This is a genomic window from Streptomyces jeddahensis, assembly GCF_001642995.1.
GTDB classification, from domain to species: domain Bacteria; phylum Actinomycetota; class Actinomycetes; order Streptomycetales; family Streptomycetaceae; genus Streptomyces; species Streptomyces jeddahensis.
Genome location: NZ_LOHS01000117.1, coordinates 69,502 through 96,284, shown reverse-complemented (window position 1 = coordinate 96,284; position 26,783 = coordinate 69,502). Strand labels below are relative to the sequence as shown.

Here is a 26,783-nt window from a genome sequence, read left to right as displayed (position 1 = left end):
CTACCGCCCCGGCCGGTGGGCCACCCAGACGGCGCGGGGCCTCGTGTAGCCCTCCACCGCGTGGATGCCCAGCTCGCGGCCGTATCCGGACTGCCCCAGGCCCGAGACGCTGACCGTCTCCTCGGTGTCGCCCCAGGTATTGACCCACACCATGCCGGCGCGCAGGGCCCGGCCGAAGCGCTCGACCCGGTCGGCGTCCGAGGTCCAGACCGAGGCCGACAGGCCGTAGGCGGTGTCGTGCGCGAGGGCCAGGGCCTCGTCGTCGGTGGCGAACGAGGCGACGGAGAGCACCGGGGCGAAGATCTCCTCCCGCCAGGCGCGGCTGTCGAACGGCACGCGATCCAGGATCGCCGGGTGGACGAAGAACCCGCCGTCGAGATCGTGCAGGACCGAGGAGCGACCGGGCGGAAGGATCACGTCCGCACCCCGCGCCGCCGCCTCCTCGACGATCTCCGCCGTACGGGTGGCGGCCGCCTCGCTGATCAGTGGGCCGAGATCGGTGCCGGGGTCGGCCGGGCGGCCGACCCGGAGGTCACCGGCGAGCTCGGCCACGCGCGCGACGAACTCGTCGTGCACGGCGCGGTCGACGACCAGCCGTGAACCGGCCACGCACACCTGGCCGGTGTTGCCGGTGAAGCCGGTGACCACGGCCTGCGCCGCCGCGTCGAGGTCGGCGTCGCGGAAGACCACGACAGGGCTCTTGCCGCCCAGTTCGAGGGAGACGGGCTTGAGGCCTTCCGCGCAGCGCCGCGCGACATCGCGCCCCGCTGCCGTGGAGCCGGTGAACGAGACCATGCCGACGGCCTGTTGGTCGCAGAGCAGCCTTCCGGTCTCCGCGCCGCCGTAGACCGCGGTGAGCACGCCCTCGGGCAGTACCGCTGCGGCTCGCTCGACGAGGCGGCGGATCGACAGCGGCGTCTCGGGCGCCGGTTTGACGACGACCGTGTTGCCGTACGCGAGCGCGGCGGCGATCTTCCAGACGGCGAGCAGGAGCGGGTAGTTGTTCGGGACGATCGCCGCGCACACCCCGACCGGCACCCGGTCGGTGTACGTACGCATTCCGGGCCCGGCCGGATAGGTCTCCCCCACCGGGTACCGGGCGGCCGCCGCGAACCAGTCGGCGACCTGGGCGGCGAAGGCCACCTCTCCGGCGGCGCGCGCCGTGGGCTTGCCCGCGTTGCTCCTCTCCAGGGCGGCGAGTTCGTCCCGGTCGTCGCGCAGCAGCCGCGCGAGCTCGCGCAGGAGGCCGGAGCGGTGGGCCGGGGAGGTGTCGGCCCAGTGCTCGTGGAACGCCGTGTCCGCGCGGGTCACGGCGGCGGCGACGCCGGACGCGTCGGTGTCCGGCACATGGGTGAGGACACGGCCGGTGGCCGGGTCGAGGACGGGCCTTCCCTGCGCGGTGGCCGGATCGAGGACGGCCCGTCCCGCCGCGGGGGCCGGGGCGGCTGCCGCGGTCATCCCAGCACCTCCGCGTTGCCGGCGAGCCGCAGCGCTGCGTCGATCTCGGCGACCAGGCCGAGGAACGCCTCCCGCCCGAGGCCCGCCCCCGCGCTGCCGAGCAGCCTGAGGTCGTACCCGTCGGGGTGCTGCCAGCAGGCGTCGCAGGCCCCGAACTCGGCGCTGAGGTAGCCGAGATGGACCGGGCGGCCGCTGAGGTCGCGGACCTCGGCGGTGGCGGGGTGCTTGTCCCGCTCCGGCGGGAACGCGAGCCGGCCGCCGCCGGTCCGCTGCGCCGTGAGGCGCAGCTCGCCCCCGGACGGCGAGGAATAGACGACGTCCAGTTCGCGGACGGCGGCGCCGTCGCCGAACGTCGCGGCGCTCTCGGCGCGGAACTCCCCGGCCGCCACCGGCACTCCCTGGGCGGTGAGGAACGCCACGACCTCCTCCGAAGGGACCCAGTCGCCCTCGTGCTCGCGCCCGCGCCGGTGGAAGTGGAAGACGCCGGTGGGCACCGACACCATGTCGGCCGGGTGCCTGGCCCAGTAGCTCAGCTCGGCGAACGGGGTGGCCAGTACCCTCGGTACGGCGTCCGGCACGGCCGGGCGCAGCGCGGCGAACAGCGCGACGATCTCGTCGTCGGTGAACTCGCCTTCCAGCACCGAGAGTTCGACGGTGGTGCGGGCCAGCCGGGCGCTGGCGGCCCGGTGGCCGAGGTAGTCGGTCCCCAGCCAGACCACCCGGCCCTCGCCGATCCCGGCCGGCCGGGTCTCGCTGCCCCACAGGCACGGGTGGTCGGCGGCCGGGAACGCCCAGTCGTACAGGAACTGCTTCAGGCGCAGCCGCCGTCCCCCGCCGGAGATCTCGGTGCGGTAGCCGGACGGGTTGGCGTCGCTCCAGGGGGTGCGGCCCTCGGCCTCGACCCGGCCGGGGGGTGCCTCGCGGCGCAGTGTTCCGACGCTGGCGTCGCATCCGCCGGGCAGCCGGGACGGCCGCCACAGCACGAAGTTGCACCAGTCCTGGGCGCGCGCCTCCTCGATCGCCGGGGGCACCCGGTCAAGGTCGGCCGCGCGGTCCAGGATGTGCCAGCGCCACGGGGGTACGGGACTGCTCACCATGACTCCTCGGGTCGGTGCGGAGCTCCGCGAGGTGGCCGAGCCAGGCGGAGGTCGAAGCAAGGAACATCCATTCGCCGACGCCCAGTTCGGCCCGGAGGTCGGCCGGCAGCGGCGGCAGCCCGAACGGGGCGCCGAGCCCGTCGGCAAGGTCGGCCAGCTGCCGGACGTACCGGGGGTCGGTGGGGCTCGGGAAGCCCTGTTTGGGGCGGCTGCGCACCGAGTCGGGCAGCAGGTCGGCGAGCGCCTCCTTGAGCAGCCCCTTGTGGCTGCTGCCGGGCTCGCCCGAGTCCTTCAGGTGCTCGGGGCAGCGGAAGGCCAGCTCGGCGAGGGCGACGTCCTGGAAGACGGGCCGGTCCTCCAGGGTGAAAGTCGCCGACGTGGCGTCCACCATGTCGTTGACGTAGACCAGGAAGCGCCGCAGCAGGTGGTGCCGGCCGCGTTTGAGCGGGGACGCCGTCTTGATCCCCCGGTACTCGTCCATGGTGCGCTCCCACACCAGATCGGTGACCGCCGTCATGTCGACGCCGAGTTCGCGCGCCATCCAGGTCACGAGCCGCGCCCAGACGGGCCGTTCATCGGAGTAGAGCTGGTGCGTCAGGTAGTGGCGCCCGTGGATGTAGGTGGGCGCGAAGGGGTCGACGATGGGGAAGTACCCGCCGGCCTGGTACCCCCAGAGCTCGTCGGCTCCGTGACCCGAGTAGACGACCACGTTCCCGTCGTCGGCGATGGTCCGGTAGAGCTGGTGCATCGCCAGCTCGGCGCCGTGCAGCAGCGGCCTCATCAGCCGGGTGGGCAGGATCGGCACCAGGTCGGCGGCGGCGTGGCGGTCCAGGTCGCAGACGGTCAGCGGCACCCCGAGACGGTCGGCGGCCTCGGCGGCGTGCGCCACGTCGTCGCCCGATCCGCCGATGCCGTTCTGGTAGCGCAGCACGTAGCCCTCGATGGGCACGCCCGCCCGGGTCAGGGCCGCCACGGTGGCCGTGCTGTCGACGCCGCCGCTGAGCACCGCCGCCCGCGGGACGTCGGACACGGCCCGCTCCGCGACCGCCCGGTCGAAGGCGGCCCTGATCTCCTCGGGACCGACCGGGACGTCGTCCGGCTCAAGCCGCCAGTAGCGGTGCCTGTGCGTGCGCGGCGGGTCTACCGCCAGGTACTCGGCGGGCTGCAGGGCCTTGACGCCGCGCAGCCAGGTGCGGTCGTCGGCTGCGTCCATCCGGATCCAGGAGCGCAGCACGTACTCCTGGGGGTCCACCTCGGGGGTCACGAGGCCGGTGCGGAGCAGCACCCCCGGCTCCGAGGCGAACAGCAGCCCGCCGTGGGTGAAGGCGTAGAACAGCGGTTTCACGCCGAAGTGGTCACGGGCCAGCACCACGCGGCCGGTCCAGGTGTCGTGCCAGGCGAGCGCGAACATGCCGGACAGCGGCCGCAGCGCCGTCGCGGGATCGGCCTCGCGGCAGACCTGCTGGAGGACGAACTCGGTGTCACAGGTGGTGCGGCGCGGCCACAGCGGTGGCGCGGGTGACCGAGAGCCGTAGACCTCGCCGTTGTGCACCAGCACGACGCGCCCGGCGGGGTCGGTCATCGGCTGGTCGCCCGCCTCGGTGCGGTCGCGGATCGCCAGGCGCGTCGCGCACAGCATGACGGTGCCGCACGCCGAGACGTACGGGGCGCAGGCCCCCTCGCCGCGGTGCGCCATGGCGTCGGTCATCGTCCGGCCGAGCGCGGCCAGCCAGTCGGTGTCCCGCCGTCCCTCGAAGCTGACGAAGCCCGCTATGCCGCACATGCGCCGGCCTCCGTTTCCCGCCACACCCGCCACAGCTGGGCCAGCGCCTCGGTGAACACGTGCTCGATGCCGTGGTGTCCGCCGTCGTGCTCCCGGTAGACGTGCGGGACGTCGTGCGCGTCGAGGGCGGCGTGCAGGGCGCGGACGCCCCAGTGCATGCCGTACTCGTCACGTTGCCCGACGCTGAGGTGGAGCAAGCGCAGACCGGCGAGCCGGCCGGCGTGGGCGGGCAGCATCCGTACCGGGTCGTGGGTGAGCCACCGCCGCCACACCTCGTCGCGGAACAGGCCCGTCGAGGGATCGCACGGCAGCGCGTCCGACGGGGTGGTCCGCGGGTCGTCGGCGTAGCACAAGCCCATCGCGACGATGCTCATCGCCACCATGAACGGGACGTCGTGCGGGCCGCTGTCGCGGCGGGCCAGCAGCCCGTCGACGCCGCCGGCCGCGCGGACCGTGTCGAGCGCGGCGGGCAGCAGCGGCAGGTAGCAGTGCTCGAACCCGGCGTCGGGCGAGAAGGCGAGCACCGCTGTGAACAGGTCGGACGTCATGCCCGCGACCAGTGCGCCGTAGCCGCCGCTGGACTTGCCCGCGACGGCGCGCCCCGCAGGCGTCGGCAGGGTCGAGAAGTTCCGGTCCACCTCCTCGACGACCTCGGCGAGGTGGCCGGCGTACCGGCCGGAGGCGGCGGAGTCGATGTACTGCGAGCCGCCGTAGGCGGTCGTGCAGTCGGGCACGACGAGCAGCGCGGGCGGCACCCGGCCGTCCTCCATCGCCCGGCGCAGGCGGTCGGCGACGGACCCGCCGAAGGCGAGCGCCCGGCCGCCGAGGCTCGGGTGGGCGCCGAACCCGGGCAGCCAGTACACGACCGGGTAGCGCCGGACGCCGTCGTAGCCCGGCGGCAGGTGCACCTCGATCCGGCGGCGGTGGGGGTCGCCGAGCGGGTTGCCGCGCAGGCAGTCGCTCTCGTGGTCGAGCACGACCGGCTCGCTCATGTCCCGTTCGCCTCCCGCAGCATGCGGTCCACGTGGCGGGTGTAGTACGACGGGTGGTGGAAGACCGCGGAGAGCAGGACGCCGTCGCTGGCCCACAGGCCGAAGGAGCTGCCGAACAGCAGATCGGCGTCGAGCATGGCCTGAAGCGTGCTCGCCGCCATCTCGGTCCAGCCCTCGCCGCCGGCGAGGTGGCCGCGGGCCGGTCCGGGGCCGAGCCGGGTCACCCGGTTGGTGACCGGGTCGAGCAGGAACGAAGTCTCCCCCTTGTCCTCCTCGTGCAGCGAGATGACGTGCCGTCCGGCACCGTCGTCCAGCGCCCGGTACCAGTAGTCGGTCGCCACCAGCCGGTCCAGCAGCTCGCGCAGGAGGTCCTCGCAGGCGCGGGTCTGCCGGCCGTACCGGTCGAGGGCCGCGTCGAACGGCGGCACCGGCGTGGCCGGGTCGAACGCCACCTCGGCGTAGACCTCGTCGAAGTCGTACCCGCCGGGCGGGACCGGCCCGTCGACCAGGACGGCCTTGCCGTCGGCCACCTCCAGCACCTGGCCGGGGCCCCACAGCAGGCCGTCGCGGCCCAGTTCGTCCAGGCGGCGCAGGGCGTCGGTCGGGGTGAAGGGGAACATGGTCCGGTTGAGCCAGGAGTAGTCGCGTTCGCCGTCGCCGCTGACGCGCCAGCCGAACGAGCCGGGCACCGTCAGGGTCGCGGGAAGCGTGTCGACGTACCGGTCGAAGTTGCCGAGGGCGCGGGCGCGGACCGCGTCCGGGTCGGTCAGCGGGCGGCGCTCGGTGAGCACACCGGGCGGGGCAACGCTGTGCGCGGGGATGAACACGGCGTCCAGCCGGGGCGCGTCGTCGCGGCGGAAGGCCTCCACGGTCACCTCGTGCAGCAGCGCGTCCCCGCACAGCATGACGGCCGCGTCGTCCGTCTGCACCAGCACGCTCATCTCGGGGAACGACACGGCCGAGGGGAAGGTGCGCAGGGTCGCCCCGCCGAGGGTGACCGTGTCGCCCGGCGTCACCGGGTGGAGGCGCTCGAAGCCGAAGCGGCGCAGCGTCCAGGCGATCGCCTGGTGGCCGAGCCCGGACGCGGTCAGCTGCGGCGGCACGGGGCCCACCGGGTAGATACAGGTGACCCCGGAGGTCTGGCGGGGGCTGTCGTCGAAGTCGACGTCGGCGCCGTCGATCAGGCGCAGCAGCGAGGGGAAGTGGTGGTGGTCGAAGTGGTGGTGGCTGAGCACCACGTAGTCGACGCCGTCGTCGAGCACCTGCCGGACCAGGTCGTCCGGCAGCGGTGGGTGGTGCTCCCAGAAGCGGTCCAGGCGCTGGGTGAGCCACGGGTCGAAGAGGATCCGCTCCGTCCCCGTCTCGACGAGGACGGCGGCGTGGCCGAGGGAGGTCAGGCGCATCAGTCGGCCACCTCGTACACGCAGCGGAAGCCGACCTCCATGTGCCGGTCGGTGATCAGGTCCTTGCCCCGGTAGAACGTGGTCAGGCAGGCCTGCGGCGAGGTGAAGGTGCCGCCCTTGAGGACGTGGAAGGCCTCCTTGCGGTTCATGAAGTCCAGCGGGTGTCGCCCCTTGAAGAAGGGGTCCATGTCGTCGCCGGTGTAGAAGTTGGTCCGGGTCAACTCCCAGACGTTGCCCGACATCTGCAGGGCGCCGTAGGGGCTGGCGCCCTCCGGGAGGGCGTCCGCGGGCAGCACCGGGTGGGCGGGGTTCTCGCCCTGCTCGATGGTGACGAGCAGCGCCTCGAGGGAGTCGAGGTCGGCGACGGCCTGGCCGAACGACCGCTCCACGTAGTTCACCCGGGCGGGGTCCCACTCGTCGCCCCACGGGAAGCGGCGGCCGTCCACGCCGCGTGCGGCCTTCTCCCACTGGACGTCGCTGGGCATCGAGCCGCCGGCCCACTTCGCGAACGCGTAGGCGTCGTACCAGTCGATGCCGACGACCGGGAACTCGGGGGCGTTGAAGCGCGGGTCGTGCCAGTGCGCGGGGCGGTGCGAGCGCTCCAGCGGCTGGTCGGGGTGGTCGAACTCGCCGGAGTCGCCGACCTCCTCCAGGAACTCCCGGTAGCGCGCGTTGGTGACCGTGGTGCGGTCGATGTAGAACGCCGGTACGTCCACGGCGCGCAGCGTGGCGTCGTCCTGCGCCATGCGGAAGGCGTCGGGCTGCTCGTCCGCGCCTATGATCGCCGGACCGCCCGGCACCAGCACCACGTCGTCATTGCGGCGGGGGCGCTTGCGGACGGCCTCGATCTTCGCCCGCATGTCCGAGAAGTACTCGTCCTCGAGGCGGCGCAGCTCGGCGGGGTCACGGGTGCCGAAGACGGCGATCAGGGCCCGCTTGGTGAGGGCCGCGCCACAGCCGACGGGCTTGCGCGCCCAGTCGGACCGGGTGAAGTTGCTGGGCCAGCCGGAGATACGGATCATGTCGGGCACGGCCGCCCGGATCCGGTGCTCGGCGATGGCCTTGAGCGCGGTGAACGCGACCCAGTCGACCGTGTCATGGGTCGCGGCGGCGACGGCGGTGTCCGCGGCGGGGTCGCCCGCGTGGTGCGCGGCCAGCAGCCGCACCGCACCCGCCCGCACCGGCCACTCCGGATGCGCGACCACGAGCGTCGCCAGCAGGGGCACCCCGTCGGCGCCCCTGCCCTTCTCCTCGGCCAGGCCGACCACGCGCTCCACCGAGGCCCAGTAGCGGTCGTCGGTGGAGTCGTCGATCGCCAGCAGGTCGGCGGGAACATCGATGACTTGGGAAACGCGATTGCCTACCATCTCAGCCTCTCTCGGACGACGTGCCGCCCGTACAGAATCAAATTCCGTACGGGCGGCAAGAATCGCTGATCAGCGGATTACCACTTGCTGGTCTCCTGCTGCGCGTCACGGGTCTCGATGAAGTCGCGCTCGGACATTGTGCCTCCCATGGTCAATTCGGATTCATGTGGCCGAATGGCCTTACGACTCGGAAGAATAAGCAGGCGCAGAAGACACGACAACGATGCACTCGAACACAGAGAAGCACTTGAACACAGAGAAGCACTTGAACAAAAGAAAGGGAGAAAGAATGGATGACACCGAATACCGTGAGCTGCGGGAGAACGGCTTCGTGCAGCTCCCCGCCCTCGCCACCGGCGACACGCTCGCCCGGTTGAAGAGCGCGGCCGGCCGGCTCGAGGGGCTCGCCCGCGACCGTACGGTCTCCACCGGCAACTTCGTCCTGGAGGCGCCCGGCATCGGCGGCTGGGCAGCCTGGCAGCAGGGGGCGGAGGCGCTCACGGGGGTTCTCCGGTCGGCCGACCGGATCCATGAGCACGTCCCCGAGTTCGACGCCGTACAGCGGTCGCTGGACCTGGCCGGCGGGCCGGTCGCCCGGGCCGTCGGAGGCGCGGGCGAACTGGTCAACGCCTTTCTGTGGGCCAAGCCCCCCGTGGTGGGCTCGGCGAAGCCCTGGCACCAGGACATGGCGTTCGCGCCGCCCGGCTTCCGCACGGAGGGGCACGGCATCATGACGATCTGGATCGCGCTCGAACCCGCCACCGAGCGCAATGGCTGCCTCGAGTTCATCCCGGGCTCGCACCTGCTGGGGCTGCTCCCGCACACCGGCGACCGCGAGCGCCTGCCGGGCGAGGCGCCGCTGGCGCGGGCGGTCGAGCCGCATGTCGCGGACGAGGACCTGCCGCGCACGGCCGAACCGGTCGCGATGCCCTTGGAACCCGGCTCGGCCGTCATGTTCGACGGGCTGGTGCTGCACCGCTCGGCGCCCAACACCACGGCGTCGGAGCCGCGCACCGCCGTCAGCTTCGTCTACAAGGTGACGCGGCCGTCCTGGTCGCGGCTGGAGCCGGCGGCCGCCTGCCGATGACGTTCAACTGCGGCAGGGCAGCGGTCGAACGACCGGGTCAGGGGCGGGTCTCGCCGTCGAGGACGTAGAACGCGGCGCCGTCGAGGTGGCGGATGGTGTTCAGGTCGCGCTGCACGACCTCCTCCAGGTCGTGCAGCAGCGTCACGATGACCGGGTAGGTCAGGTCGTCGACCGTCCGGCGGATCTCCTGACCCGGCTTCACCGGTGTGACCAGGGTGTGGAAACTCTCCAGCCCCTCGATCTCCTCGATGCCCCGGTACGCGCTGAGCACGCCCTTCACCGGCGAGATCATGCCGGCGATCGCGCTGTAGCGCCGCACCTGGTACGGGGTTCCGGCGCGGGCGTGGAACCGCTCGGGGCGCAGGTAGGCGTCGACGGTCCACTCCAGTTGTGACTCGCCGATGCCGAGGCCGGCGCAGGCCGGGATGCCACCGCCGGCGATCCGGGCGCCGACCTCCACCAGGCACGGTCCGTCAGGGGTCATCCTGATCTCCACGTGCGCCGGGCCGTGCCGGATGCCGAGCGCGTCCAGGACCTGGAACGTGTACTCCGCGAGGGGCTCCATGGCCCGGCTCTCCGAGTCGATCAGCGACAGGGCGTCGCAGAGGTCGACGACCCCGTTGGCGCTGACCCGGCTGGTCCGCCACACGTCGCACACGTGGTGGCGGCCGTCCCGGCTGACGGTGTTGACCATGTACTCGGTGCCGGGCAGGTACTCCTGCGCCACGGCCGCCTCGTTGCGCTGCGAGAAGACGTCGTCGGCTCCGACGAGCGCCTGGAAGGCAGCGACCGACTCCTCGGGGGTGTCGCAGAAGAAGACGCCCTGACTGCCCGCGCTGCGCGGCGGTTTGACGACGACACGTCCGCCGATCCCGCGGTGGAAGGCGGCCAGTTCCTCCGCGTCGGTGGCGCGCAACTGCCGGGCCGCGCGGAGCCCGGCGGCGCGTACAGCCTCGACCATGAGGTGCTTGTCGCGCCGCGCCGCGCTGAGGGCGGTTCCGTTGCCGGGCAGGCCGAGGCGTTCCGCGAGCAGGTCGGCGAATTCCACCCCGATCTCACCGCCGGAGATCACCGCGACCGGGTCGAACGCGGCGACCGCTTGGGCCGTGGCCGCGAGGTCGCCGTCGTGGACGATGTCGGCGATGAAATCGTCGGGGACGAAAGGGGCCGCCCGGTACACGTACGGCACGTCACGGGTGCTTTGTACACGGACGATGGAGCATCCCTGCGCCCGGAAAGTCAAAACAAGTGAACGGACCGCGGCGTAGGCGTCGACGAGTACGATGCACGGTTGGCCCTCAATGGCTGCTGTCATACGTTCAAAGTAGGCAGATTCCTTCCTCGCCGAAAGCCGTTCAACTCTGACATCCTCCAGCCCTGGAGGAGTAGAGGATGACGTCTTTTTCCGCGGAATTTCGCTCGCCGCATTTCACCCCGATATTGCTGTTCGTCAACACGCTCGGAAGTTTTCTGGTCCTGGTGAGCCTTTCCACGCACGTGGGGTCGGTCACCGGCTCGGGACTGCTCGCCGGAGCCGTGCTGAGCGCGCCGTGGCTGCCCGCGCTGCTGCTGGCCGGGCCGCTCAACCGGCTGCTCAGCCGGCACGCCCCGGAACGGCTCGTCCGGCTGGCCGAGGCGGCGAGCCTGGTACTGACCGCGGCCGCTCTCATGGCGCCGGAACGCGCGCTGCTCGCGGTGGCCGCCGTACTTCTCCTCGCCCGTGGGTATTTCGAGGCGGTCACCCGCGCGGCCACGGCGGTCGTGCTGCGCGGCACGGTCCCGCCGCAGCGGCTGGACCGGGCCAACACCGTCGCCGAGATCGGCAAGTTGACCGGGCTCAGCGTCGGCGCGGCGCTGGCGGGTCCGGCCGGGGCCGTGCTGTCGCTGCGCGGCCTGATCGCGGTGAACGCGGCGACGCTGGTGCTCTCCGCGCTGCTCGCCTGGGCGTTGCCGTCATCCTCGAAGCAGGCTTCGGCGGACGCCCGGGACGGTGCACAGGCCGCGACCGGCACCCGCCCGCGCGTCGACGACCCGGTGCTGCGCAGGCTGTTCGCCCGTTTCCTGCTGGTGTCCTTCTGGCAGGGCTTCCACACGGTGGCCGTCACCGTGGTCCCGGTCCAGGTGCTCGGTGGCGGAACCCGCCTGGTGGGCCTGTTCGTCGCGGTCTCCTCGGTGGCCCTGTTCGCCGGCTCGCTCGCCGCCCTGCCGGCCCAGCGCTACCTCGACCGCCTGCCCTCGGCCGCCTGGGCCGTGCTTCCCATGCCACCCCTGCTGGCGGCGGTGCTGGTCGGCCGCACGGTGCCGACGCTCGTGCTGTACGCGCTCTTCCTGGTCCTCTTCGAGATGGCCTACGTCCACTACAACAACCGGCTGCTGGCCGCGGCCTCCGACGCGGAACTCCCGTCGGTGGTGACGTTCCGGGCCACCCTGCTTCCCTCGGGCGTGGCGGTCTCGATCCTGGTGATGGGCGCGCTCTGCGACCTGGTGGGCCCCCTGTCCACCGCCTTCGTGGTGGCCGTGGTCACGCTCCTCGTCACCGCCTCGACCGCCTCCGCCCGGCACACGTGGAGAAGACGCATGCAGGACGCCTGATCAGCATGGCAGGGGCTGCAGGAGCCGAGAAGTGCGGCGTTCGCCCGTGAACTCCCCCGTTTTCTGACATCAAGGAAGTGCCATCGTGCGGGTCCTCATCGTGCCGTTCCCGTGGAAGACGCATGTGTTCAACCTGGTGCCGTTGGCGTGGTCGCTGCAGACGGCCGGGCACGAGGTGCGCGTGGCCGGCTGGCCGGATCTCCTCGACGCCGTCACCGGAGCCGGGCTGACGGCCCTGGGCGTCGGTCCCGGCGAGACACCGGAGGTACGAAGGCAGCGGGACCGGCGCCAGACGTCGGACCGCGCAGCCGCCGCCAGGCGGTCTCCGCAGGAGGGGCTCGACCCGCTGTTCGACATCCGGCCGGACCGCCGGCGGCTGAGCTGGGAGCAGGCCTCCAGGGTCTTCGACGACCTGGTGCTGCCGCAGGCACGGCGGTCCAACGACTCGATGATGGACGACCTGGTCGCCGTCGCCCGCGCCTGGCGGCCGGATCTGGTGCTCTGGGGCGCGAAGGCGTTCGCGGGAGCCGTGGCCGCCGCCGCGGTGGGCGCGGCGCACGCCCGGGTGCTGTACTCCGTCGACGTCTACACGCGCCTGCGGGAGGACTTCCTGCACGCCAAGGCCCTGCAGCCGCCGGAGCGACGCGTCGACGCACTGCGCGACTGGCTGGCGGGCTGGGCCGGGAAGTACGGCGTCGAGTTCTCCGAGGACCTGGTCAACGGGCAGTTCACCATCGCCCCACTCCCCGAGGCGTTCCGTCCCGATGCGTGGCCGACCACGCTTCCCGTGCAGTTCGTTCCCTACAACGGCCCGGCCGTCGTGCCCCGGTGGCTCGCCGAGCCGCCGCGGGCACCGCGGGTCCTGATGACGTTCGGCGACTCGGTCAACGACGGGCCGGTACGGCTCCTGCTGCCCGTCGAGCGCATCCAGGAGATCCTCGACTCGGTGGCCGACCTGGAGATGGAGCTGGTCCTGGCCCTGCCGCCGGACTCCCGGCGGGAGTTGCGCGAGGTGCCGGCCAACACCCGCCTGGTGGAGTCCGTGCCCCTGTCCGAGGTGCTGCCGACCTGCTCGGCCATGGTGCACCACGGCGGCACCTGGTCGTTCGGCTGCGCTCTGCGCTACGGCGTGCCCCAGTTGCTGATCGGCCGGGCTTTCGATGCTCCGTTGAAGTTCCGGTGCCTCGACCGCGCGGGCGCGGGGCTCGCCATGACGCCCGCCGAGGTGGACGGGCCCGCGGTCCGTGCCGCACTCGTCCGCCTGCTTCAGGACGCGTCCCTCCGTGCGAACGCCCGGCGGCTGCGGGACGAGGTGCTGGCCATGCCCGCGCCCAACGAACTGGCGCGGACCCTGGAAGACCTGGTCGCCGGCCACCGGGCCGGCCCGGCACCCGCCCTGCGCTGACCCAAGAGGACAAGGACCAAGCGGACCAAGAGGAGACGGGCCCCGCGTGACGATCACGCGGGGCCCATTCCGATGGTGTGTCAGGACGCCGGGACCGGGTCGGCGGACGCCTGGCAGACGGCGTCGGCCCCCGCCCGGGAGGCGGGACGGGTGCCGTCCCTCAGGTAGTTGCTGACGTAGGCGTTGAGGCAGGTGTTGTTGTTCGCCGACAGCGCCGCGCCGACGTTGTGGCCGCCCTGCTCCAGGATGAGCCGGGAGTTCGGGAACAGCGAGTGCGTCTCGTAGGCACCGGCGGTGCCGTGCGCGGTGTCGAACTCCGGCTGCACCAGCAGGGTGTCCACCGTGGAGTTACCGACCTGCGCCGGGGCCTGGGCGGGCACCGGCCAGAAGGCGCACGGCGCCTGATACCAGGCGTTGGTCCAGGTCAGCATCCGGTTCCCGGCGGCGTACTGGCCGGAGTAGTCCGTGTGCCAGGTGTTCCAGTCCCGCGGCCAGGGACCGTCGAGGCAGTTGACCGCGTTGGTCATCGCGGTCCTGTTCTGGTGCGGGTAACCCCAGGGCGAGTAGGTGGACCGCAGCGACGTCGCGTCACCTCTGACCACCCAGTCGGACAGCACCTTGGCGCGCGAGAGCCAGGTCCAGCTGCGGTAGACGACCGGCTCGAAGACGTCCGTCCACTCGGCCGGGCCGATCTTGCCGTCGACGGGCGCCGCGCGGAGGGCGTCCTGGCCCTTGTAGTAGTTCGCCTCGACCTCGGCCGCGGTGGTGCCCAGGTGGTAGGTCGAGTCGTACTTGGCGACCCAGGCGAAGAAGATCTCGGCGTTCCGCTCGGACGTGACGTTCTTGTCGAGGTGGTTGCGGTACCCGACGCCGCTGGGACGCACCACGCTGTCCAGCACCATCCGGCGCACCCGGTTCGGATACATCGAGGCGTAGACCGAGCCGAGGTAGGTGCCCCAGTCGGTGCCGAAGTAGGTGATCTTGTCCTGGCCGAGCGCGATACGCATCTGGTCGAGGTCGCGTGCGGCGTCCTTGGTGCTGAGGTGCTCCAGCACGTCGCCGTACTTGGCGCCGCAGCTCTCGGCGTACGCGCGGGCCCGGTCCACCCACTGCTGTTCGGCGGCGGGGGTGGGTGGCACGGGGTCCGGCTGTGCCTGGCCCGGGTTGGTGTAGGAGGTGTCGCAGACGAGCGCCGGCTCACTCGCGCCGACGCCGCGCGGGTCGAAGCCGATCCAGTCGTAGGCGGCGCCGACGTCCTGTGCCAGCCCGGTCGTGCCCTGTGCATACCGGGTGGGCAGGTCGCGGCCGATGCCGCCGGGCCACTGGCCGCGGTTGAGCACCACGACACCCCGGTACTCGGCGTCGGAGACGGTGTGCTTGGCCCTGGTCAGCGCCAGGGTGATCTTCCGGCCGTCGGGCTGGCTGTAGTCGAGCGGCACCTGTACCGAACCGCACTCCAGGCCCTTGAGCATGGCGCCGAGGTTCGGGTCGGTGTCCGGACACGGCGACCAGGCGATGGTTCCGGGGTCCGACTTGACCCCTTCCTCCACCGCCGCGGCCGGGGCGATGGTCGACGCCACCAGACCGGTCACGATCACTGATGTGACCAACGCAAGCTTTTTCACGTAATTCCCCTCCTGAATTCAGCGCGCTCGCAGCCTGGCATCGGCCTGTCGGCTCCCGCTTAAGAACGCCTGGAAATCCACTTGAGGCGACAGGCGCGAAGATGCAGCGACTCCGCGGATTTCCCTAGCATGAAGCGACGTAATTCCAACCCCGGGAGTGAGAATGGCTGACTCGGCCATCCAGGGAATCAAGACCGTGCTGCACCCGGTGGCGGACGTGGCAGCGGCCAAGAAGCTGTACGCCGCCTTGTTCGGCATCGAGCCGCAGACCGACTCGGAGTACTACGTCGGCTTCGACGTCGCGGGTCAGCACATCGGGCTCGTGCCGGCGGGGGCGCAGGACATCACGTCGCAGGTCGCCTACTGGCACGTGGCCGACATCGAGGCGAAGCTGGCCGAGGTCACCGCCGCGGGCGGCACGGTGAACAGCCCCGCCAAGGACGTCGGCGGCGGCCGTCGCGTGGCCACCGTCACCGACCTCGACGGCAACGTTCTCGGACTGCTGCAGGACAGCTGACGACGGCCCGTCCCCCCACCGCCCTCGAAGCCCTTCGAGCTCGTCTCGAGAGGGCTTCGAGGGCGGCCGTTCATCCTCGCCGGACGGGGGTGGGCGAGGGCGTTCCCGTCCCGCGAGATGGAGAGACGATGAGCAAGGACACCGGTGCGGACACTCGCTCGTCCGGCCCGCGCGGCACCCACCGTCACGATCGCATCCGCGTGCTGGGGGCGCGGGTGAACAACCTCAAGGACGTCAGCGTCGAGATCCCGAAGCACCACCTGACGGTCTTCACCGGAGTGTCCGGGTCGGGCAAGAGCTCACTGGTGTTCGGCACGATCGCCGCGGAGTCCCAACGGCTGATCAACGAGACCTACAGCGCCTTCGTGCAGGGCTTCATGCCGGCGCTCGCGCGTCCCGAGGTCGACGTCCTGGAAGGGCTGACGACCGCGATCGTCGTCGACCAGCAGCGGCTGGGCTCCGACCCCCGCTCCACGCTCGGCACCGTCACGGACGCCCACGCGATGCTGCGCATCCTGTTCAGCCGGATCGGGCGGCCCCACGTCGGGCCGCCCAGCGCGTTCGCCTTCAACGTCCCCAAGCGGACGGCGAGCGGGGCCATGAACGTCGACAAGGGCAAGGGCAAGCGGGTCGTGGTGCGCAAGGCCGTCTACCACGGCGGCATGTGCGCGCACTGCGAAGGCCGCGGCACGTCCTCCGACATCGACCTCACGCAGCTCTACGACGACTCCCGGGCGATCGGCGACGGCGCGTTCACGATCCCCGGCTGGAAGCAGGACAGTTTCTGGACCACGCGGGTCTACGCCGAGTCGGGCGTCCTCGACCCGAAGAAGCCGATCCGCGAGTTCACCGAGAAGGAGATGCACGAGTTCCTCCACGGTGAGGCGCGCCGGGTGAAGGTCGACGGCGTCAACCTGACCTACGAGGGGCTGATCCCCAAGCTCCAGAAATCCATGCTGTCCAAGGACAAGGACGCGCTGCAGCCGCACATCCGGGCGTTCGTGGAGCGGGCGGTGACGTTCGTCCCCTGTCCCGAGTGCGAGGGCACCCGGCTCAGCGCGGAGGCCAGGTCGTCGAAGATCGGCGGCATCAGCATCGCCGACGCCTGCGCGATGGAGGTCAGGGACCTGGCCGCGTGGCTGCGCGGGCTTGACGAGCCGACGGTGGCGCCGCTGCTGGCCAAGCTGGAGCACACCCTGGACGCGCTGGTGGAGATCGGCCTGGGCTACCTCTCCCTCGACCGCCCTTCGGGCACCCTGTCGGGCGGCGAGGGCCAGCGGGTGAAGATGATCCGCCACCTCGGCTCCGCGCTCACCGACACCACCTACGTCTTCGACGAACCCACCACCGGCCTGCACCCCCACGACATCCAGCGGATGAACGAGCTGCTGCTGCGGCTGCGCGACAAGGGCAACACCGTCCTGGTGGTGGAGCACAAGCCGGAGACGATCGCGATCGCCGACCACGTCGTCGACCTCGGCCCCCGCGCGGGCGCCGACGGCGGCCAGGTGGTGTTCGAGGGTTCCCTGCAAGGGCTGCGGGGCAGCGGCACGCTCACCGGGCGCCACCTCGACGACCGGGCGGGCCTCAAGGAGACGGTGCGTACGCCGAAGGGCGCGCTGGAGATCCGCGGCGCCTGCACGCACAACCTCCGTAGCGTCGACGTCGACATCCCGCTCGGGGTGCTGTGCGTCGTCACCGGCGTGGCGGGCTCCGGCAAGAGTTCGCTGATCCGCGGCTCGGTGACGCACAGGGACGGCGTGGTGGCCGTCGACCAGTCGCCGATCAAGGGCTCCCGCCGCAGCAACCCGGCCACCTACACCGGGCTGCTCGACCCGGTCCGCAACGCCTTCGCCAAGGCAGGCGGCGTCAAGCCCGGACTGTTCAGCTCCAACTCCGAGGGCGCCTGCCCCACGTGCGACGGCGCGGGCGTCATCTACACCGACCTGGCGATGATGGCGGGGGCCGCCATCACCTGCGAGGACTGCGAGGGGAAGCGGTTCGACGCAGCGGTTCTGGACTACCGCCTGGGCGGGCGGGACATCAGCGAGGTCCTCGCCATGCCCGTCGACGAGGCCAGGGAGTTCTTCGGCTCCGGTGAGGCGCGCGTCCCGGCCGCCCACCGGATCCTCGGGCACCTGGCCGACGTCGGTCTGGGCTACCTGGAGATCGGGCGGCCGCTGACCACGCTGTCCGGCGGCGAACGCCAGCGGCTGAAGCTGGCCACGCACATGGGCGACAAGGGCGGCGTCTACGTCCTGGACGAACCCACGGCCGGCCTGCACCTCGCCGACGTCGAGCAGCTGCTCGGCCTGCTCGACCGGCTCGTCGACTCCGGCAAGTCGGTCATCGTCGTCGAGCACCACCAGGCGGTCATGGCGCACGCCGACTGGATCATCGACCTGGGCCCCGGCGCCGGTCACGACGGCGGCCGCATCGTCTTCGAGGGCACGCCCGCCGACGTCGTGGCGGCCCGCTCGACCCCGACCGGCGAACACCTCGCGGCCTACGTCGGCCGGTAAGGCCGCGGCACACCATCCGTCCCCTCATCGAAAAGGGAAAGGGACATGCTTCGAGCGTGGAATTCCGACTGCGATGTGGTCTCATGAAAATCCTCGTCACCGGCGGCGCCGGATTCATCGGCTCGCATTACGTACGCACCATGCTCGACGGGGGTTACCCGGATTTCGAGGACGTGCACGTCACCGTTCTGGACGAGCTGACCTACGCGGGAAACCGTGACAACCTCCCCGCCTCGCACCCGCGGCTCACCTTCGTGCACGGGAACATCCTCGACCGGGACCTGCTGAACGCCGTGCTCGACGGTCAGGACGCGGTGGTGCACTTCGCGGCCGAGAGCCATGTCGACCGTTCGATCGCCAGCGGCGCGGCGTTCGTCCGCACCAACGTGGAGGGCACGCAGGCGCTGCTCGAGGCCTGCCTGGCGGTCGGCGTCGAGCGGGTGGTGCACATCTCGACGGACGAGGTGTACGGCTCCATCGAGGAGGGCGTGTGGACCGAGGAGTCCCCCCTCCTGCCCAACTCCCCCTACGCCGCGTCCAAGGCGGCCTCCGACCTGATCGCCCTGGCGTACGTCCGCACGCACCGGCTGAACGTCTCCGTCACCCGCTGCTCCAACAACTACGGCCCCTACCAGCACCCCGAGAAGTTCATCCCGCTCGCCGTCACCAACCTGCTCGAAGGACGCCCCATACCCGTCTACGGGGACGGCGGGCAGATCCGCGAGTGGCTGCACGTGGACGACCACTGCCGGGCAGTGCACCAGGTCCTCACCCGGGGCAGGGCGGGCGAGGTCTACAACATCGGCGCCGGCACGGCCGTGCCGAACCTGGCGCTGGCCCACCGGCTCGCCGAACTGTGCGGAGCGGAGCCGGACATGATCCGGCACATCACCGACCGCAAGGCCCACGACCGGCGCTACGCCCTGGACCAGGGCAAGATCGAGCAGGAGCTCGGCCACCGGCCGCTGACCGCGTTCGACACGGGACTGGCCGAGACCGTCGCGTGGTACCGGGACAACCCCCAGTGGTGGAAGCCGGTCAAGGAGAGCGGTGGTCGGCCGTGAGCGCGCCGGCACAGCTGGTTCTGCGTGCCCGGGCCGGGATCGCCGAGCGACTGGCGCTGTCCGCCGCGACGGCCGAGGGGGCGCACACCGCGACGTCCGAGGTGCCGGGCTGGCTGGACCGGCACCGGCAATCCGGTGGGACGGTGGTCCGGCGGATCCCGTTCGCCGAGCTCGACCACTGGTCGTTCGCTCCGGACACCGGCAACCTGCGGCACAGCAGCGGACGGTTCTTCACCATCGAGGGCCTGCACGTCGTCAGGCCGGAGGCCGACTGGCAGCAGCCGATCATCGTGCAGCCGGAGATCGGCATACTCGGCATCCTGGCCAAGGAGTTCGACGGGGTCCTGCACTTCCTCATGCAGGCCAAGATGGAGCCCGGCAACCCCAACCTGGTGCAGCTCTCCCCCACCGTGCAGGCCACCCGCAGCAACTACACCAAGGCCCACGGCGGGACGGCAGTGAAGTACCTGGAGCACTTCCTCGCCCCGCAGCGGGACCAGGTGCTCACGGACGTCCTGCAGTCCGAGCACGGCGCCTGGTTCTACCGCAAGCGCAACCGCAACATGATCGTCGAGGTGGACGGCGACGTACCCGTCGACGACGCGTTCTGCTGGCTCACCCTTGGTCAGATCCTGAAGCTGCTCCGCCTGGACAACGTCGTGAACATGGACGCGCGTACCGTGCTGGCGAGCGCCCCGGCCCTCCGGGCCGAACCGAAGGCGCTGTCGTCCGACCCCGACCTGCTGGCCTGGTTCACCGGGGAACGGGCCCGGCACGACGTCCGCGCCCGTCGCATGCCCCTGCGCGCGATCAACGGGTGGCAGACCGGCGAGCACTCCATCAGCCGCGTCGACGGCAGGTTCTTCCGGGTGGTGGCGGTGTCGGTCGAGGGCGCAGGCCGTGAGGTCGGCGGCTGGACCCAGCCGATCATCGAACCGGTGCAGCCCGGCATCGTCGGTTTCGCCTACCGGGTCTTCGGTGGCGTCCCGCACGTCCTGGCGCACGCGCGCGTCGAGGGCGGCTTCCTCGACACCGTCGAGCTCGCGCCGACCGTGCAGTGCGTTCCGTCGAACTACGCCCATCTGCCGGCCGAGGACCGCCCGCTCTTCCTCGATGCGATGCTGAACGCGTCCCCGGACCGCATCCGCTACTCGACGGTCCACTCCGAGGAGGGCGGCCGGTTCCTCAACGCCGAGAGCCGCTATCTGATCGTCGAGACCGACGAGACCACGACGCCCACCCAGCCGCCCCCGGGGTACCACTGGGTCACGCCGGGCCAGCTGAACTGGCTCGCCGGGCACAGCCGCTACGTCAACGTGCAGGCCAGGACGCTGCTCGCCGTCCTCAGCACGGCGATCGGGGGCCGCGGCGCACTCTGAGCCGGGGCATGTCCGCAACGACACCAGGCCCTGTCCGGCGGTGAGCCGGACAGGGCCTGGGAGGCGGAAGGGCTACTGCGCCGCGGTGAGCCGGCTGGTCATCGGGGTCCACTTCTTGGGGTTGATACGCCAGTCCACCGGCTCCTGCTTGGTGGCGACGTTGACGCGGTTCCAGAGGTTGACCAGACCGATGTGCAGCACCACGGCGGCGAGCTGCACCTCGTCGAAGTGCTTGGCGGCCTCGGCCCAGACCTCGTCCGACACCGGGTCCTTGCGGTCGTTGATGCGCGTGGCGGCCTCGGCCAGCGCCAGCACGGAGCGCTCGGCATCCGTGAAGCAGGTCTGCTCCCGCCAGGTCTCCACCAGGGGGAGACGGTGGTCCTCCTCCCCCGCCTCCTCGAACTCCCGCTTCTTCACGGGTATGTGGACCGGACGGCCGTTGATCTGGCTCACCCTCAGGTGGATGAGCACGAGCGTCTGCAGCGGCACGCCGACGCTGTTGACGGCCTTGACCAGCGCGCGCATGGGCGGAAGAACATCGGGAACCACCAACGAGGGGTTGGGCATCCGCGGCGACATAATTCTCCTTCGCATGGGGAACGAAAAACAGTTTGCCCTCGGGGTCGCCTTTTCTCAATGATTCGAAATTGCGGCGGCCGGCGCATTCTTCTGGCGTCCGGCGGCGTACGCGAGGGCTTGGTGAAGTCGTTTGTCGGCCGTGTGCCCGGATTCCCATTGCACACCGATCGCAAAGGGATGGTCCGTGACTTCGACGGCCTCGACGGTCCCGTCCTCGGCCCATCCGGTGACGGTGAGGCCGGTGCCGATCCGGTCCACCGCCTGGTGGTGGTGGCAGGCCGTCTCCGGCTCGTCCTCGTCGACGATGCCGGCGATCCGGCTGCCGGGCAGCAGCTTCAACGGGTGGCGGCCGAGGGTGAAGGACGGCGTTCGCGGACGGTGGCCGTCGTGGCCCGTGACGTCCGACAGGTGCTGATGGAGGGTGCCTCCGTGCAGCACGTTGAGCAGCTGCATGCCACGGCAGATCGCCAGCACGGGCAAGCGTGCCTCAAGTGCCCTTCGCATCAGCGCCAGTTCGACGCGGTCGGCCTCCGGGCTCATCGCCCGGGTCGCCGGGTGGGGCTCCTCGCCGTACAGCGCCGGGTCCAGGTCGGGGCCGCCCGGGACCAGCAGGCCGTCGAGCCGGCCGACCAGGTCCTCGGCTCCGGGCAGCAGCGGCAGCAGCAGGGGCGTGCAGCCCGCCTCGGACAGGAAGGCCACGTGCGACTGGAGCGCCAGAGCGACGACCAGGTCGCTGCCCTGGAGGGTGACCGGCGCCGTCCGCGCGCAGATCCCGATCACCGGCCGCCGCCCGGCGTGCACCGGATCGTTCGTGACTGAATTCATGACCACCCTCGTGGGTTTCCGGGTTCAACTGAGGAAAGTAAGCAGATGAAACACGAGCTTCCCCAGACAGTCGGAGCTGCCAAAATATCCATGCCGCGATGTGCGGGCCATCGTTCACGGCCGCTCAAGGCTGCGACTACTGAACAGATAAATGGTCCTGCTATCACAGGTGGCCGGGGAGCTTATTGCCCCAGCGAAACTCTCGCGGCCATTCAACCGAGGTGACCATGATCGAGGCCAAGAACCTCACGAAACGCTACGGCGACAAGACCGCCGTGAACGACCTGTCGTTCACGGTCGAGCCCGGCCGGGTCACCGGCTTCCTGGGCCCCAACGGCGCAGGCAAGTCCACCACGATGCGACTGCTGCTGGGACTCGACAAGCCCGACGCCGGTGAGGCCACCGTCAACGGCGTGCCCTATCGCGACCTGGCCCGGCCCCTGCGGGTGGTCGGGGCGCTGCTGGAGGCGCGCGCCGTCCACACCGGCCGCAGCGCCTACGACCACCTGCTCTGCCTCGCGCAGACCCAGGGCATCGGCAGGCGCCGGGTCGAGGAGGTCATCGAACAGGTCGGGCTGGCTTCGGTGGCCCGCAAGCGGGCGGGCGGCTTCTCGCTCGGCATGGGGCAGCGGCTGGGCATCGCCGCCGCGCTCCTCGGCGACCCCGCGGCGCTGGTCCTGGACGAGCCCGTCAACGGTCTCGACCCCGAGGGCATCCTCTGGATCCGGAACCTGATGAAGTCGCTCGCGGCGGAGGGCCGCGCCGTCTTCGTCTCCAGCCACCTGATGAACGAGATGGCCGTCACCGCCGATCACCTCATCGTCATCGGCCGCGGCCGGCTGGTCGCCGACTGCTCCACCGAGGAGTTCATCGAACAGAGCACGGAGCAGTCCGTCCTGGTCAGAACCCCCGACGGGGCGCTCCTCGCCGAGCTGCTGAAGGGCAAGGGCGCCGCCGTCACCACCACCGACGAGGGCGACCTGGACGTCACCGGGCTGGAGGCCGCGCGCATCGCCGAACTCGCCGCTGCCGACGGCCTGGTGCTGCACGAGCTCTCGACCCGACGCGGCTCCCTCGAGGACGCCTTCATGGAACTGACCAAGGACGCCGTCGAGTACGACGCCGGCGTGCCCACCGCCGGAGGTGTGAAGTGACCACCACGACCGCACTCGCCCCCGCGTCCGCCTCGGTCGGCGGGGACCGCAGGCCGGGCTTCGGGAGCCTGATGCTCTCGGAATGGACCAAGATCCGTTCCGTGCGCTCCACCGTCTGGTCGCTCTCCATCCTGGTCGTGCTCACCCTGGTGTTCACCGGGCTGTTCATGCAGATGGGCATCGCGAACTGGGACAAGGCCGATCCGGCCCAGCAGGCCGAGATGCGGATGGACCCGACGGGCACCATCCTGGGCAGCGGCATCCTGCTCAGCCAGCTGGCGGTCTGCGTGCTGGGCGTGATGGCGATCGCCTCCGAGTACTCCACCGGCATGATCCGTGCCAGCCTGCTCGCGGTGCCCCGGCGGGTGCCCGTGCTGGCGGCCAAGGGCGCGGTGTTCGGGCTGCTGGTCCTGGCGGTGGGCGAACTGACCGCGTTCGGCTCCTTCTTCATCGGCGCGCCGATCCTCGACAGCAAGGCGCCGGTCGCGATCGGCGACCCAGGCGCCCTGCGGGCCGTCGTAGGCTGCGGTCTCTACCTCGCCCTGCTCGGCCTGTTCGCCCTCGCCGTCGGCGCGATCATCCGGCACACGGCGGCGAGCATCACCGTCGTCATCGGCTTCGTCCTGGTGATCACACCGATGGCGGGCCTGCTGCCCGGCAGCGTGGGCGCGCGCATCCACGCCTACCTCCCCACGGAGGCCGGGTTCATGATCACCCAGCAGCACGCCCGCGCAGGCGACCTGCTGGGGCCGTGGGAGGGCCTCGGGGTGCTCGCGCTCTGGACGGCCGTCCTGCTGGCCGTCGCGACGGTGCAGCTGCGGCGCAGGGACGCCTGACCCCCCGCGGGCATCCGCCGGCCCGGCGGATGCCCGCGGCGGTCGTGTTTCCAGGCCTCGACCTGCCCTCCACTACAGCTAAAGACCCTCCTGCGACCCTCGTCGGCAGCGGCAGCAGAGAGGGAGTTACAGGAATGGCTCAGAGCAACGCGCAAGCCGTCTCGATAACGAGTGCATTCAGTCCCGTCCGGATGGAGGGCGTCGGATCGTCGACGCACAGCGAATTCGACCTGAAGAACTTCGAGAAACTCCCGGCACGCGAAGTCCCCATCGCCGCGCTCTCTCCCGGGGTTTCCCTCCGCCAGGGCGGAACGGACGCCGCTCATGTCCGGCTTCTCATCGACGCGGCGGACTCGGCGGAACTTCCCCCCATTCTCGTCCAGGTGGACGGCTGCCGGGTCATCGACGGGCTGCACCGGCTGGAGGCCGCCAGGCTCGTGGGCGACCACAGCATCAGGGCGCGTTTCCTCGACTGCTCCAACTCCGAGGCGCTCGTCATCGCCATGAAGGCGAACGGCTCGCACGGCCTGCCGCTGTCGAAGGCCGACCGCGTCGCCGGAGCCCAGCGGGTCCTCGGCTCCCACCCCGACTGGTCCGACCGCGCCATCGCCGGCATCACCGGGCTGAGCGCCAAGACGATCGCGTCGCTGCGCGACCGGTCGGCGATCGCGACGCCGCTGGGCGGCAAGCGCATCGGCCAGGACGGCAGGCGGCGTCCGGTGGACGCGGGCGAGGGCAGGCGGCGCGCCGCCGAGTACATCGCAGCCCATCCGAACGCCCCGCTGCGCCAGGTCGCCAGGGCGACCGACGTGTCGCTGGGCACGGTGCACGACGTCAGCGCGCGGCTCAGGCGCGGCGAGGGGCCCGAGCGGAACGGGCGCCAGACGCATGCCGCACGCCCGCAGTACGTGCGGCCCGTGCCGTCCGTGCCGCCGCCCGACGAGGCGACGGCGCCGGCCGAGGTGGCTCCCGACGGCGCCCGCCGGGTGCCGCTGCGCGTGGCCGGGGGCGTCGACGCCGCGCCGCCGCAGCGCAGGAACCACACCGACACCCCGCCCACGTGGGCGACGGTGGCGGCCAAGATGGCCACCGACCCCGCCATTCGCTACACCGCGGGCGGCCGGGAGTTCCTGCGCTGGATGCAGTCGCACGCCACCGAGCCCGGCGAGGACTGGCGGCGGCTCGTCGACGCCGTCCCGCCGCACTGGCTCGGCGTCGTCGCCCCGATCGCCGAGCACATCGGCAGGGAGTGGTGCCTGCTCGCCGAACGGCTGAAGGCCAAGCAGGAGTTGTGCCGCAATCCGTCGCGGTCAGGCCCCTGACGGCACCGGCGCGGCGGACACCACCTGCAGGCGGCCCGCGGCCCGGCGCCCTCCCGCGGGAGCCGAACCCGGCGTTGCGGCGGCGCATCCGGGGTGCGGCACGACGGTCGCCGGGGGTTCGAGCTCGGGCAGCGCGAGCAGGACCGGCGGATCGGCCGGGCGGGCCGGGCGCAGCCGCACCGCCGCGCTGGTGACGGTGGAGGCGGTGACGGTCACGGTCGTGGTGCTGTGCCCCCCGACGAGCGCGGTCCGCCCGGCCTGCGGATCGTGACCGGTGCCGGCCGCCACCGCCACCGCGAGCAGATGCCAGCTCCCCTCGGGCACGTTCTCCAGGGAGTAGCAGGACGGACGGTCGCTCGGCACGTCGACGACAGCCGAGGCGACAGCCGGGTACTGGACGACGGCCGTGCCGAACGCACCCAGGTACACGCGCGCGTTCCCGTGGCCCTCCGGCAGCCTGACCGTGCCCGCGACCGCGCCGTGTCCCGACCGCGGGCCCGGCTCCGGTCCCGGCAGCCCCTCCCCCGCGTTGCGGCACAGCCGGCGGAACCGGCTGGGAGACAGCCCGACACTGGCCGTGAAGGAATTGGTGAAGGAACCCACGCTGGTGTATCCGACCGCGACGGAGATCTCCGCAATGCTCATCGAGGTGCTGTCGATCAGCCGCTTGGCCTCGTGAATACGGACCGCGGCGAGGAATCTTCCGGGGCTGACCCCGGTCTCCTCCTTGAATACGCGCGAGAAATGGAAACTGCTGAGCAGAACGTTTCGGGCGATGTCCGTGACGGTCAGCGGATCACTGAACCGCTCGCGAATGTACTCGACCGCCCTTTCCACTGCTGCATCCATAGCGCACCTCACCACGTGTCGACCCACTCAACAGAGTGGCTCGCGAGCATCGCGGTCCGCTCGAGTCACGCTCGGGATCCGGTACAGGGGCCTGTCCGGAAGCGATCAGGAATCGAGAAGCCCCGGGAACGGGCCCGTGGCTAGCGTGAGGGCCATGGACCTCACCATTCATACGAGTTCCCTGCCGCACGACGACCCGGACGCCGCCCTGGCCTTCTACCGCGACATCCTCGGCTTCGAGGTCCGCAGCGACGTGGGCCACGGCCAGATGCGCTGGATCACGGTCGGCCCCGCCGGTCAGCCGGACACGTCCCTCCTCCTGGCGCCGGTGGCCGCCGACCCGTCGACCACCGAGGCGGAGCGCAGCACCATCCTCGAGATGATGGCCAAGGGCACCTACGGCTGGGTCATGCTCGCCACCCGGGACCTCGACGCCACGTTCGACCAGGTGCAGGCCACCGACGCCGAGGTGGTCCAGGAGCCGATCCTCCAGCCGTACGGCGTCCGCGACTGCGCGTTCCGTGATCCCGCGGGCAATCTGGTCCGCATCCAGGAGCTCCGCTCCGACATCGGCTGAGAGGAGCTCGGTCATGTGTCACCCCGCATGGAGGCGGGCGCGGATCGCCGCGCAGCGCCTGCGCGACCTCGCGCGTCTGCGCCGCGTCCGCGACCGGATCGACCGGGAGTACGCGCGGCCACTGGACGTCGAGGCACTCGCCCGCGACGCGGGCATGCCGGCCGGCCAGCTCAGCCGGCAGTTCCGTGACGCCTACGGCCAGTCGCCGTACGCCTATCTGATGACGCGCCGCGTCGAGCGTGCGATGGCACTGCTGCGGCACGGCGACCGGGGCCTGACCGAGGTGTGCCTCGCGGTCGGCTGCGCGTCGACGGCCACCGTTCCTGGAGACTGAGCGGGAGTGAGTCCTG

22 protein-coding genes and 1 pseudogene are annotated in these 26,783 nt (G+C 71.4%); 12 read left to right on the top strand and 11 right to left on the bottom strand.

Going from position 1 to position 26,783, the window contains the following annotated elements:
* From STSP_RS39340 to STSP_RS28310, 6 genes are read right to left on the bottom strand one after another with little or no spacing between them, the layout of a single operon-like run.
* Positions 1–1,458, bottom strand: coding sequence for an aldehyde dehydrogenase family protein (locus STSP_RS39340; protein ID WP_067283682.1), 1,458 nt, complete (start codon positions 1,456–1,458; stop codon positions 1–3).
* Complete coding sequence (locus STSP_RS39335) at positions 1,455–2,555, bottom strand: hypothetical protein (protein WP_157902920.1); 1,101 nt, start codon at positions 2,553–2,555, stop codon at positions 1,455–1,457. The genes STSP_RS39340 and STSP_RS39335 overlap by 4 nt, the downstream gene beginning before the upstream one ends.
* Complete coding sequence (locus tag STSP_RS28325; protein ID WP_067283678.1) at positions 2,494–4,338, bottom strand: asparagine synthetase B family protein; 1,845 nt, start codon at positions 4,336–4,338, stop codon at positions 2,494–2,496. The genes STSP_RS39335 and STSP_RS28325 overlap by 62 nt, the downstream gene beginning before the upstream one ends.
* Entirely contained in the window at positions 4,326–5,330 is a 1,005-nt protein-coding gene (locus tag STSP_RS28320) for an alpha/beta hydrolase (protein ID WP_067283676.1), read from the bottom strand. Before STSP_RS28320 ends, STSP_RS28325 begins: the two co-directional genes overlap by 13 nt.
* Positions 5,327–6,733 (bottom strand): MBL fold metallo-hydrolase, encoded by a 1,407-nt coding sequence (locus STSP_RS28315; RefSeq protein WP_067283674.1) that lies wholly within the window; start codon positions 6,731–6,733, stop codon positions 5,327–5,329. Before STSP_RS28315 ends, STSP_RS28320 begins: the two co-directional genes overlap by 4 nt.
* On the bottom strand, positions 6,733–8,100 hold the full coding sequence (locus tag STSP_RS28310; protein WP_232789825.1) for a formylglycine-generating enzyme family protein: 1,368 nt from the start codon (positions 8,098–8,100) through the stop codon (positions 6,733–6,735). Before STSP_RS28310 ends, STSP_RS28315 begins: the two co-directional genes overlap by 1 nt.
* Positions 8,101–8,389: 289 nt before the next feature.
* Here STSP_RS28310 and STSP_RS28305 point away from each other — a divergent pair, with 289 nt between their 5' ends.
* Positions 8,390–9,187 carry a phytanoyl-CoA dioxygenase family protein gene (locus tag STSP_RS28305; protein ID WP_067283672.1) on the top strand — a complete coding sequence of 266 codons (798 nt, stop codon included), beginning with the start codon at positions 8,390–8,392 and terminating at the stop codon, positions 9,185–9,187.
* Positions 9,188–9,224: 37 nt separating this feature from the next.
* Here the strand turns inward: STSP_RS28305 and STSP_RS28300 are convergent, their stop codons facing one another.
* Positions 9,225–10,502, bottom strand: coding sequence for an ATP-grasp domain-containing protein (locus STSP_RS28300; RefSeq protein WP_067283671.1), 1,278 nt, complete (start codon positions 10,500–10,502; stop codon positions 9,225–9,227).
* A gap of 77 nt (positions 10,503–10,579) precedes the next feature.
* Between STSP_RS28300 and STSP_RS28295 the strand changes: the two genes are divergently transcribed.
* Together STSP_RS28295 and STSP_RS28290 are read left to right on the top strand one after the other, a co-directional pair.
* Entirely contained in the window at positions 10,580–11,779 is a 1,200-nt protein-coding gene (locus tag STSP_RS28295) for an MFS transporter (RefSeq protein ID WP_078067575.1), read from the top strand.
* 85 nt (positions 11,780–11,864) lie between these two features.
* Positions 11,865–13,184 (top strand): nucleotide disphospho-sugar-binding domain-containing protein, encoded by a 1,320-nt coding sequence (locus tag STSP_RS28290; protein WP_067283664.1) that lies wholly within the window; start codon positions 11,865–11,867, stop codon positions 13,182–13,184.
* An 80-nt stretch (positions 13,185–13,264) separates the two neighbouring features.
* Here STSP_RS28290 and STSP_RS28285 read toward each other — a convergent pair whose 3' ends face one another.
* On the bottom strand, positions 13,265–14,809 hold the full coding sequence (locus tag STSP_RS28285) for an alpha/beta fold hydrolase (RefSeq protein WP_067283661.1): 1,545 nt from the start codon (positions 14,807–14,809) through the stop codon (positions 13,265–13,267).
* 163 nt (positions 14,810–14,972) lie between these two features.
* Between STSP_RS28285 and STSP_RS28280 the strand changes: the two genes are divergently transcribed.
* The 4 genes from STSP_RS28280 to STSP_RS28265 all read left to right on the top strand — a co-directional run bounded on the left by STSP_RS28280 (position 14,973) and on the right by STSP_RS28265 (position 20,291).
* Positions 14,973–15,326 (top strand): VOC family protein, encoded by a 354-nt coding sequence (locus STSP_RS28280; RefSeq protein ID WP_067283659.1) that lies wholly within the window; start codon positions 14,973–14,975, stop codon positions 15,324–15,326.
* 128 nt (positions 15,327–15,454) lie between these two features.
* Positions 15,455–17,848: an ATP-binding cassette domain-containing protein gene (locus STSP_RS28275; protein ID WP_067283657.1), complete on the top strand. Its 2,394-nt coding sequence runs from the start codon at positions 15,455–15,457 to the stop codon at positions 17,846–17,848.
* A gap of 83 nt (positions 17,849–17,931) precedes the next feature.
* Positions 17,932–18,912, top strand: a complete 981-nt coding sequence (gene rfbB, locus STSP_RS28270; protein WP_067283653.1) for a dTDP-glucose 4,6-dehydratase — start codon at positions 17,932–17,934, stop codon at positions 18,910–18,912.
* Positions 18,909–20,291, top strand: coding sequence for an NDP-hexose 2,3-dehydratase family protein (locus STSP_RS28265; RefSeq protein ID WP_067283652.1), 1,383 nt, complete (start codon positions 18,909–18,911; stop codon positions 20,289–20,291). The genes rfbB and STSP_RS28265 overlap by 4 nt, the downstream gene beginning before the upstream one ends.
* A 72-nt stretch (positions 20,292–20,363) precedes the next feature.
* Here STSP_RS28265 and STSP_RS28260 read toward each other — a convergent pair whose 3' ends face one another.
* Together STSP_RS28260 and STSP_RS28255 are read right to left on the bottom strand one after the other, a co-directional pair.
* Positions 20,364–20,816, bottom strand: coding sequence for a carboxymuconolactone decarboxylase family protein (locus STSP_RS28260; protein WP_408646369.1), 453 nt, complete (start codon positions 20,814–20,816; stop codon positions 20,364–20,366).
* Between the two features lie 108 nt (positions 20,817–20,924).
* Complete coding sequence (locus STSP_RS28255) at positions 20,925–21,695, bottom strand: gamma-glutamyl-gamma-aminobutyrate hydrolase family protein (RefSeq protein ID WP_067283648.1); 771 nt, start codon at positions 21,693–21,695, stop codon at positions 20,925–20,927.
* 227 nt (positions 21,696–21,922) lie between these two features.
* On the opposite strand from STSP_RS28255, the gene STSP_RS28250 reads away from it, so the two are divergent.
* From STSP_RS28250 to STSP_RS28240, 3 genes are all read left to right on the top strand, one after another.
* Positions 21,923–22,849, top strand: a complete 927-nt coding sequence (locus STSP_RS28250) for an ABC transporter ATP-binding protein (RefSeq protein WP_067283646.1) — start codon at positions 21,923–21,925, stop codon at positions 22,847–22,849.
* Complete coding sequence (locus tag STSP_RS28245; protein WP_067283644.1) at positions 22,846–23,685, top strand: ABC transporter permease subunit; 840 nt, start codon at positions 22,846–22,848, stop codon at positions 23,683–23,685. The genes STSP_RS28250 and STSP_RS28245 overlap by 4 nt, the downstream gene beginning before the upstream one ends.
* Positions 23,686–23,819: 134 nt before the next feature.
* A complete protein-coding gene (locus tag STSP_RS28240; RefSeq protein ID WP_067283642.1) occupies positions 23,820–25,007 on the top strand; it encodes a ParB/RepB/Spo0J family partition protein in 1,188 nt (395 codons plus the stop codon).
* On the opposite strand, the gene STSP_RS28235 is transcribed toward STSP_RS28240, so the two are convergent.
* Positions 24,996–25,856, bottom strand: a complete 861-nt coding sequence (locus STSP_RS28235; protein WP_067283640.1) for a helix-turn-helix domain-containing protein — start codon at positions 25,854–25,856, stop codon at positions 24,996–24,998. The genes STSP_RS28240 and STSP_RS28235 overlap by 12 nt on opposite strands.
* Before the next feature lie 154 nt (positions 25,857–26,010).
* Between STSP_RS28235 and STSP_RS28230 the strand changes: the two genes are divergently transcribed.
* Positions 26,011–26,433: a VOC family protein gene (locus STSP_RS28230; protein ID WP_067283638.1), complete on the top strand. Its 423-nt coding sequence runs from the start codon at positions 26,011–26,013 to the stop codon at positions 26,431–26,433.
* 13 nt (positions 26,434–26,446) lie between these two features.
* A pseudogene (locus STSP_RS28225) lies at positions 26,447–26,752 on the top strand (helix-turn-helix transcriptional regulator); the annotation flags it as partial.
* Positions 26,753–26,783: the final 31 nt, after the last annotated feature.